Source organism: Sphingopyxis sp. (assembly GCF_016704835.1).
GTDB lineage: Bacteria > Pseudomonadota > Alphaproteobacteria > Sphingomonadales > Sphingomonadaceae > Sphingopyxis.
Genome location: NZ_JADIZJ010000016.1, coordinates 1 through 10,405 on the forward strand (window position 1 = coordinate 1; position 10,405 = coordinate 10,405).

4 protein-coding genes and 1 pseudogene are annotated in these 10,405 nt (G+C 64.6%); 4 read left to right on the forward strand and 1 reads right to left on the reverse strand.

The features are described from left to right. Window positions 1-620: pseudogene (locus IPF76_RS14810) on the reverse strand (hypothetical protein); the annotation flags it as partial. A 620-nt stretch (window positions 621-1,240) separates the two neighbouring features. On the opposite strand from IPF76_RS14810, the gene IPF76_RS14815 reads away from it, so the two are divergent. The 4 genes from IPF76_RS14815 to IPF76_RS14830 form a co-directional block, all read left to right on the forward strand. Further along, window positions 1,241-6,826: a SpvB/TcaC N-terminal domain-containing protein gene (locus tag IPF76_RS14815; RefSeq protein ID WP_293845620.1), complete on the forward strand. Its 5,586-nt coding sequence runs from the start codon at window positions 1,241-1,243 to the stop codon at window positions 6,824-6,826. Then, entirely contained in the window at window positions 6,741-9,467 is a 2,727-nt protein-coding gene (locus IPF76_RS14820) for an RHS repeat-associated core domain-containing protein (protein WP_293845623.1), read from the forward strand. The genes IPF76_RS14815 and IPF76_RS14820 overlap by 86 nt, the downstream gene beginning before the upstream one ends. After that, window positions 9,467-9,862, forward strand: a complete 396-nt coding sequence (locus IPF76_RS14825) for a hypothetical protein (RefSeq protein ID WP_293845626.1) — start codon at window positions 9,467-9,469, stop codon at window positions 9,860-9,862. The genes IPF76_RS14820 and IPF76_RS14825 overlap by 1 nt, the downstream gene beginning before the upstream one ends. Before the next feature lie 10 nt (window positions 9,863-9,872). Continuing rightward, a partial coding sequence (locus IPF76_RS14830; protein ID WP_293845628.1) for a hypothetical protein occupies window positions 9,873-10,405 on the forward strand: 533 nt, incomplete at its 3' end.

Below are 10,405 nucleotides of genomic sequence, written 5' to 3' on the forward strand. Positions count from 1 at the left end.
CCCGGTTCGGTCTTGGCCAAGACCGATCGTAATTGTGTACGCACGGTAGGTAACTTCAATCCCTGATCACTGGCATACTCTTCGAGCGAGTTCCCTTGGCAGAGGGCGCGGGTGAGACGCGCTTCCGAGGCAGACAGCGCGAACAATTCCATGAGTTGTCTTACTGTGGCGAACCTCCGCTGGTCCAGAGGTGAAAGCACAGACAGGATGTTGAAACACGCGGAGTTATCGCCGTTCTGAAAAGTTGTTTTCCGATCTTGCATTTTCACAAGGGTCATACTGAACCGCTGCTCTGGATGCCCGATCGGACAGACAAGAAGATTCGCAGCCCGGCCCGTGCGTGCCGTCTTCTCAAGGGCCGCAAGGAACCGTGGTTGAGAGACTGGGTCACTGCAATGCAGATAGCCTTTGGCTACGGTCAGAACATTGGCGTTCTTGAGATAGGATTGCCCTCGATCATCGCAGCCGACGACAAGCGCGTCATTCTTCAAAAGAATGGCACGCGACGTGCGAAGAATGGACTTGATGCAGGGCCTGCTCGACAACCCCGCCGATCGCACGATGTGGGAGTAGAAGTTCGACGAATTGGTCGATCTGGCCTGGTTTGAGATGCGAGTCATCCAGGAATGCACATTCGGAACATTGATTGCGCCCCGTCACCGGAAAATTGCAACCTGGATGAAGTTTCCTGCACGACCGACACTTTGCTTGCGAGGCTCCAGAACCTCCGTCGCTGACCGGATGATGCGTGGCGTGACGGTACCAGGGGTCTTGGCTATTCTTGGACTGACGACTAGCCGCTATCGAATCAACCGCGCTCGGTGAAAACTTGGGGTTTGTGGCACCCGGAAATAGTTCGCCAGCTAAGCGAACCAGATCGTGATGATCGTCCATTGCCCGTCCCTCCAGCCAATTATTTGGCAATTCGTGACATCGCTACAGGTGGCAACACCGAGAGGTGCCGTGCAATCGGTTACCTCGTTCGTCAGCCATCATCCATTTAGATGATGCGGCGAGTATATGCCATACGATAAGCTGTATGCGATCTTAATGGCGCTGGATCGCACAGTATCCGGGCCTCTTGGTGTCAGCCGAAGTAGTACGTGTCACGAGTCCTCCATCCTCATGCATCAAGACTCCAACCTGGAGAAGGCAATGCCATTTGCTCTAACTCAGAAACGCAGCATTGAGCAGTACTCGTGCTAGCCGAGCCAAATTGCAGTAGTCGGAGGCGTGTCCGGTGAGGCTCGAAGACGCAAAGCAATCTACTGAAGGCAAAGGCGAAACATCGTCGCTCGCTTCCGCTCCTACGCTTCAGCTGCCTAAAGGTGGCGGTGCCATCAAGGGCATCGGCGAGAAGTTTGCGGCCAATCCGGTTACCGGTACCGGTTCGATGTCGGTACCGATCGCCACAAGTCCGGGGCGCTCGGGTTTTGGACCTCAGCTTTCGCTGTCCTACGATTCGGGCGCCGGCAATGGCCCGTTTGGCTTTGGCTGGAATCTCTCCCTACCGTCAATTACGCGTAAGACCGACAAGGGGCTGCCGCAGTACCTCGACGCCGTCGACTCGGACGTCTTCATTCTTTCAGGCGCCGAAGACTTGGTGCCTGTCTATCGCCAAGACCCCGATGGAATCTGGGTCGCCGGCCATCCCGGCTACAAGCGCGACCCCGCCGGATTCTGGGTACGCGACCCGTCAGGTCGCTTGGTAATTCACGAGGACGAGATCGACGGCTACCGCGTACGCCGCTACCGGCCGCGTATCGATGGGCTCTTCGCCCGCATCGAGCGCTGGAGCAGGATCGGCTCGCCAAGCGACGTTCATTGGCGCTCGATCTCCAAGGACAACATCCTCGCCGTCTATGGGTTCGATGCGAATTCGCGCATCGTCGACCCGCTCGACGCAAGCCGCATCTTCACCTGGATAATCTGTGAGACGCGTGACGAAAAGGGCAACGCCGTGTTCTACCGCTACAAGGCGGAAGACGGGCAGAAAGTCGATCTCAGTAAGGCCCATGAGCGCAATCGCGGTCCGCAGAACGACACGTGCCGAACGGCCAACCGCTACCTCAAGCGCATCCACTACGGCAATCGCTTACCGTTGCTCGACAATGCAGGCCAACGCCCGCACTTCCTTGACAAGGCGAAGATCGACACCCAGATCGCCAACGCCGACTGGATGTTCGAGGTGGTGTTTGACTATGGCGAACATGATGGGGCAGCCCCCCAGCCGAACGATGCCGGCGCATGGGCCTACCGGCCGGACCCATTCTCCTCCTATCGCTCTGGATTCGAGGTTCGCACCACGCGCCTGTGCCAGCGCGTCCTCATGTTCCACCACTTCCCGGGTGAGACGGGCGTGGAGCGCGACTGCCAGGTGCGCTCGACCGATTTCACGTACTCGGACGAAGTCGACCCCACGGACGTCCGCAACCCGGTCTACACCTTTCTGCACTCGGTCACTCAGACCGGCTATCGCCGCAACAACGGCGGCTATTACAGGGCCAGTCTGCCGCCCGTCGAATTCGAATACACCGAGCCCATCGTCCAGGACAAAGTGGAGGACGTGGGTCCTGATAGCCTGGAAAACCTCCCCATCGGCCTGGACGGCACTGCCTATCGATGGGCCGACCTACACGGCGAAGGCATCCCCGGCATCCTGAGCGAGCAGGCCGGTGCCTGGTTCTACAAGCGCAACCTGAGCCCGATCCCGGATAAACTGCCCGACGGCAGCGAGGTCGTGAAGGCGAAGTTTGCCTCGCTCGAATCGGTTGCACTCAAACCCAACGTTGCCCTGAGCGGCGGAGCGGAGATTATCGACCTGGCCGGCGACGGCCAACCCGACGTCGTCGTCATGGACGGCCCGACGCCCGGACTATACGAACACGACGACGCCGAAGGCTGGCAGCCGTTCCGCCCCTTCACCTCGCGCCTGAACCGCGAGCTACGCGACCCGAATCTCAAGTTCGTCGATCTCGACGGCGACGGCCATGCCGACGTGCTGATCACCGAGCACGACGCCTTCGTCTGGCACGCCTCGCTCGCCGAAGAGGGATTCGGCCCCGCCCGGCATGTCGCGCGGGCGCTCGATGAGGAGAAAGGCCCACGCATCGTCTTCGCCGACGGTACCCAGTCCATCTACTTGGCCGACCTCTCCGGCGACGGCCTGACCGACATCGTCCGCATCCGCAACGGCGAAGTCTGCTACTGGCCCAACCTGGGCTATGGCCGCTTCGGCGCCAAGGTGACGATGGACAACGCGCCCTGGTTCGATAACCCGGACCAGTTCGACCGCAAGCGCATCCGCCTGGCCGACATCGACGGCAGTGGTACCACCGACATCATCTACCTGCACCGCGACGGTGTGCGTCTGTACTTCAACCAGTCGGGCAATAGCTGGAGCCAGCCGAACCTCCTCAAGGTATTTCCGCGCATCGATGACCTGGTGAGCATCGTGCCCACTGACCTGCTCGGCAACGGCACCGCCTGCCTGGTCTGGTCGTCCCCCTTGCCGGGTGATGCAAGGCGGCCGATGCGCTACGTGAACCTGATGGGCGGGCGCAAGCCCCACCTGCTGGTCAAGACCATCAACAACCTTGGTGCCGAAACTCGCGTCGACTACGCGCCCTCGACCAAGTTCTATCTGCAGGACAGGCGCGACGGCAAGCCCTGGATCACCCGGCTACCATTTCCGGTGCACGTGGTTGAACGCGTCGAAACCTTCGACCACATCAGCCGCAACCGCTTCGTCACCAGCCATGCCTACCACCACGGCTACTTCGATGGCGAGGAGCGCGAATTCCGCGGCTTCGGCATGGTCGAGCAGTGGGACACGGAACAGTTCGCAGCCCTGGCCGACGGCAATGTCCCGGCAGACAACATCGCCGCCGCATCGCACGTTCCGCCGGTCCATACCAAGACCTGGTTCCACACCGGTGCCTACCTCGGCCGCGATCATGTTTCCGACTTCTTCGCTGGCCTGCTCAACGCCACCGACCAGGGCGAATACTTCCGCGAACCCGGCCTGACCGACGCTGAAGCCCGAGCCCTGCTGCTGCCGGACACGGTGCTGCCCACGGGCCTGAGCCTGGAAGAAGAGCGCGAAGCCTGCCGCGCGCTGAAGGGATCGATGCTGCGCCAGGAGGTCTACGCCGACGACGCCGGACCGAACGCCACGCCCGAGCAGATTGAGCGCGCCCGCACCCCCTACACCGTCACCGAACAGAACTTCACCATTCGCGCCTTGCAGTTCCGGGGCGCCAACCGCCACGCCGTCTTCTTAACTCATGCGCGCGAGGCGCTCAGTTATCACTACGAGCGCAACCCGGCGGATCCACGCATCCAGCACGCGCTGACGCTGGAGGTCGACGAGGTCGGCAATGTGCTCAAGCAGGCCGCCATCGGCTACGGGCGCCGCGCCCAAATTCACGTCGTCGACAAACAGGGGAACGAACAACTGGTGCCCAACCCCGGCCTCATGGGGCTGCAGGCAGGCGATCAAGCCAAGCAGACCACCGCACTGCTCACCTACACGGAAAACCGTGTCACCAACGCGATCGAATCGCCCGACACGCACCGCAATCCGCTCCCATGCGAGGCGCTCACCTTCGAGTTAACGGGCTACACAGCCACGGGGCCTGCCACCGGGCCGGGAAGTGTCGTTCGTCGCTTTCAGGCTTCAGACTTCGTCGAGCCGGACCCTGCCGCGCCCGGACGCCTGCGGCACAAGTTCACTGCCCCTGAAGTCGCCTACGAGGCCCCTGCCGCCGGCAATCAACGCCGCCGCCCCATCGAATGGCTGCGCACGCTCTACCGGCGAGACGACATGACAGGCCTGTTGCGGCTTGGTGAACTGCACCCGCTCGCGCTTCCGGGAGAAAGCTGCAAGCTCGCTTTTACACCCGGATTGCTCACGCAGGTCTTCCAACGCCCGCTCGCAGGCCAACCGCCCGAAGCATTGCTGCCCAACCCCTCGACGGTACTCGGCGGCCAGGCCGGCAACCGGGGCGGCTACTTGCAAAGCCAGGCGCTCAAGGCCGACGGCCGCTTCCCCGCGAGTGATCCCGACGACCATTGGTGGATTCCCTCGGGACTGTCCTTCTTCAGCACGAATCCCGCTGACAACGCGGCCACCGAATCCACGCGGGCGCGACAGCACTTCTTCTTGCCGCGCCGGTACCGCGACCCGTTCGGCCACGACGCGGTCGTCGACTTCGACGCCTATGACCTGCTGGTGGTCGAAACCCGCGACGCGCTGGGCAACCGCGCTTCGGTGGACGTGAACGACTACCGAGTCCTGCAGGCGTGCCGCGTCAGCGACCCGAACCGGAATCGGACCGAAATTGCCTTCGACACCCTGGGCCTGGTGGTCGGCACCGCCGTCATGGGCAAGCCGCTGCCGGCGGCATTGGAAGGCGACACGCTGGCCGGCTTCGTCGCCGACCTCACGCCGGCGCAGATCGACGCCTGGTTCGATGCGGCGGACCCAGGTGCCCAGGCCGCGGTGCTGTTGCAGGACGCGAGTACGCGCATCGTCTACGACCTCGACCGCTTTCGCCGCACGCAACAGGCCAGTCCCGACAACCCGACGCAGTGGCAACCCGCCTGCACAGCGACGCTCGCGCGCGAGACGCACGGCAGCGATCCGCTGCCGCCGCAAGGCCTGCGGATCCAACTCGAGTACTCCCATTCCGACGGATTTGGCCGCGAGATTCAGAAGAAGAAGCAGGCCGAGCCCGGCCCTGTGGCGGCGGGTGGGCTGATGGTCAGCCCGCGCTGGGTCGGCAGCGGCTGGATCATCTACAACAACAAGGGCAAGCCGGTCCGCCAGTACGAACCTTTCTTCAGCGCCACGCACGGCTTCGAGTTCGGCACGCAGGTCGGCGTCAGCCCTGTCCTGTTCTACGACCCTGTCGGGCGCGTCGTCGCCACGCTGCACCCGAACCACACCTACGAGAAGGTCGTCTTCGACGCCTGGCAGCAGACAACCCACGACGTGAACGACACCTGCGCGCCGCGCAACACGCAGACCGGCGACCCGCGAACTGACGCCGACATCGCAGCCACCGTCGCCGAGTACTTCGCGGCGCAGCCGGCAAATTGGCAGAGTTGGCACGCGCAGCGCATCGGCGGTGCCCTGGGCCAGGACGAGCGCAATGCCGCCGTGCGCGCCGCGGCGCATGCCGACACCCCAACCACCGCGCACGCCGATGCGATGGGCCGACCATTCCTGACCATCACGAGCAACCGCGTCGTCTGCGCCGGGCACGACCTCGACGGCACCGAGGAGAGCCTCGCTACCCGCGTTGACCTGGATATCGAAGGGAACCAGCGCGCCGTGCGCGACGAACGCCGGCTGCCCGTCAACCACCTGCCGATGGGCGCTGTCGAACAGCGCATCGTCATGCTGTACGCGTACGACATGCTTGGCAGCCGCATCCATCAGAGCAGCATGGAAGCGGGCGCGCGCTGGATGCTGAACGACGTCGCCGGGAAGCCCATCCGCACCTGGGACAGCCGCGGCCACGACTTCAGCACCCGCTACGACGCGCTGCGCCGCCCGCTCGAGCAGACCGTGCGCGGCACCATCGCCAATGGCGACGCGGCTTCGGACCCGCGCACGCTGAATCGCGACACGCTGATCGACCGCATCGAATACGGCGAGAGCCTCGCCACCGCGGAAGCACTCAACCTGCGCACCCGCATCTACCGCCATTTCGATTCCGCTGGCATCGCCACCCATGCGCGCCTGGGGTGCCGACGGCAGCCCGACCGCGGCCTACGATTTCAAGGGCAATCTGCTCCACAGCACGCGGCGCCTCGTTAGCGACTACACAGTCGTTCCCGACTGGCTGCGGAACCCGGGACTCGATGACGAGACTTTCGAGGGCAGCACGCGCTACGACGCACTGAACCGGCCCGTACAGATCGTCGCGCCGCACAGCAGCCTGCCGCGCGCCGCGCGCCACGTCATCCAGCCCGTGTTCATCGCGGCCAACCTGCTACGGCGGGTGGACGTTTGGCTGGGCCGCGCGGCAGAACCCGGCACGCTAATCGATCCGGTGATCGAAGCGCCGTCACCCGTGGGCGTGGCCAACATCGACCATGACGCCAAGGGCCAGCGTCTGCGCATTGACTACAAGAACGGCGCAAGCTCGCTGTACAGCTACGACCCATTCACTTTCCGCCTCACGCAGTTGCTGACGCGGCGCGACGCGGTCGCATTTCCCGGCGACGACCCACAGGCTCCGATCGCCGGGTGGCCCGGCCGCCAAGTGCAAAACCTGCACTACACCTTCGACCCCGCCGGCAACATCACACACATCCGGGACGACGCACAGCAGACCGTCCATTTCCGCAACCAGCGGGTCGAGCCAAGCAACGACTACAGCTACGACGCGCTGTACCGGCTGATTCAAGCCGGCGGCCGCGAACACCTGGGGCAGCAGGCGGGTGGCACCCGCAATCCGTCGACCGCACCCGACGGCCAGAATGGGTTCCACACGCGGCTTGACCACCCCGGCAACGGCAACGCCTTGGGCACGTACGTCGAACGTTACGTGTACGACGCAGCCGGCAACATCCTGCAGATGCAGCACCGCGGCAGCGACCCGGCGCATGCCGGCTGGACGCGCGTCCACGATCATGCCGAAGGCAGTCTGATCGAAGACGGCAGCGGCGGTGCGTTGTTCAGGGTCAGCAATCGGCTCAGCAGCACCACGCTGAACGAGGACGGCGCAAACCCGCTGCCAGAGCCGCACGCATACGACGTGCACGGCAACATGGTGCGCATGCCGCAGCTCGGCGGCGGCGCGGGCGGACCGAACGTGCATTGGGACTACAGGGACCGGATGCGCCGGACCGATCTGGGAGGCGGCGGCACCGCCCACTATGTCTACGACGCCTATGGACAGCGCGTGCGAAAGGTCTGGGAGCAGGCGTCGGGCCGCGCCGAAGAGCGCATCTACCTGGGGGGCTTCGAGATCTTCCGCAGGCACGCCGGCCCTATCGGTGCCGGCACCGCCACGCTGGAGCGCGAGACGCTTCACGTGATGGACGATCAGCAGCGCATCGCCCTCGTCGAGATGCGCACGCTCGGCAGCGCCGCCTCCGACCCCGCACCGCAACGGCTCATCCGATACCAGTTCGGCAACCACCTCGGCTCGGCGTGCTTGGAACTGGATGAGCGCGCGCAGATCGTTTCCTACGAAGAGTACGCGCCGTACGGAAGTTCGACCTACCAAGCGGTGCGCAGCCAGACGGAGACGGCGAAGCGCTATCGGTACACGGGAAAGGAACGGGACGAAGAGAGTGGGTTGTATTGCCACGGTGCCCGCTATTACGCGCCGTGGCTCGGTCGATGGACGGCGTGCGACATCGCTGGCACGGTCGATGGATTGAACCTCTATGGCTACGTGCGCAATCGGCCCACGGTGATGACCGATTCGAACGGCCAATGGAGCTGGGGCAAGGTACTCGGTCTGGCTGCCGCCGTCGTCGTCGGCGTCGGCGTGACCGCCCTGACGGGTGGTCTCGCCGGCCCGATCGTTGCGGGCGTGATCGGCGGCATGGTGGCAGGGGCTGTCGGAGAGATCGTCGAAGCAGGCGTCGATGGCCGACCGATCACGCTGCGAAATGTCGCCACGTCCGCCGTCATCGGCGGGATTGCCGGCGGTGTCTTCGCCGGTGCAGGTCAGTTGATCGCAAATACCGGCGTCGGCCGCGCCATTGCGGCGCGCGTTGTCAGCTCGGCGGCCGGTCAGGCGGTCGCTCGCGTCGGGTACCGCCTTGCCACGTCTGAGGCCCGTGCGGCAGTCGCGGCGCGGGCCGCCAGCGCGGTCGTCCGTCGAGGCGTGACGGCCCTGGAAGAAGCGGGTGAAGCGGTAGGGGGGCGTATGGGCGGGCCGTTCGCGCGCAACGCAGCGGCGCAAGCCGAGCGACGTGCCGGACTCGCTGCCGCGCGGGCCGATGCCGAGGCGCGCGCAACCAGCGGCGTGCAGGCAACATTGCAAGGCGAAGTCGACGGGGCGGCGGTGAATGCAACAACTCGCAGCGGTGTCGATCGCAGCGGCACCGGACTCGCAGCGATCGAGACGCCCGGCGGGCGTGTCCGTGCCCCGACATTCGATGAACTGCCGCCGCCGCTCGAGCCATTGGAAGTTCCGGGCGTCAACGGAAATGCGTTCGTGCGAGGCGCCGACGCGGAAGTCAAGCTCTTCGGGCATACATTGCTGCGCACGTCACGAGACGCCTCGGGGCGCCTGTACCTCGGCGTGACGGCACCGATGTGTCCGAGTTGCGCCGCGAACCTCTGGCAGACGCGTGCGGCAATGCCAGGCCTGCAGATCTTTGCTGACATGCCATCACGAGCGGCTGGTGCGGCGGGCGCCGTCGATACGTTCGTACCGCCGCGGCGCGACGGTGCACCAGCACCTGTTCCGGCTGTTCAGCTGGAGATGCGATTTTGATGAAGAGACCGGGCCCATGGCAAGACCTGCCGCATGGCGGCGCAATGTGCTGCGAGTGCGGCATTCCGTTCGCCGTGGCAGACAAGGGCGCCTGGCAACTCGACGAGAACCGCATTCTCGAAGGTGCCAAGGAGATCTCCGGAGTCAAGCTGACGTGGCTCCATCTCAATCGCGCGAAGCGGTGGCACAAGGCTCCGCTGACCTCTGCCTTGCGACCGGGCGGAGTATGGACGTGGTGCATTGCCGAGGTCGCCCCCGCCGCGTGCGATTCGTGCGGTGTCGTGGCAGGCGTCCGGTGGGTCGGCGAATCGGCGGCACCGGATCGGATCTGGGCTTGCAACGCCTGCGCCGATCGCGCTGTGTCGGACCAGTCAGCCCTGCAACACGAACCCTGAAGGAGGCTCAATGATGGACACCAAGCAAGCGAAGAACGCCGTTCTCGGGGGAACGATCCGCGATCTGCGCGATCGTCCGCTCGCCGGGCTGATCGTTCGGGCGTATGCACGTGATCGAAGGTCCGGCAAGGAACGATTGCTCGGCGCGGAAGCGGTGACCGATTCGGGCGGTCGCTACACGATCCATTTCGTGCTGGATGCCGAAGCAGAGGCCCATGCCACCGAGCTGTTCATTCGCGTGGTCGAGGGCGTGCGGGCTCTCGGAGAGAGCCCCGCCGTGCCCACTGCGCCGAGCCCGCTCGAGATTGACCTTAGCATCGAGTACGCCGCCGTCGATGACTCGCAAGATCCGGCGCGCAGGGTGTTCGGCACCGTACGCGACGCACGGGGCAAACCGCTCGCGATGATGACGGTCCGGGCCGCCGATCGCGATTTTCGGGCCGAACAGCCGCTTGGGCAGGACGAGACGGACATCGAAGGCGCCTACGAGATCGAGTACTTCGCGCGCCAGTTCCGGCGAAGCGAGAAGGGCAGCGCCGACCT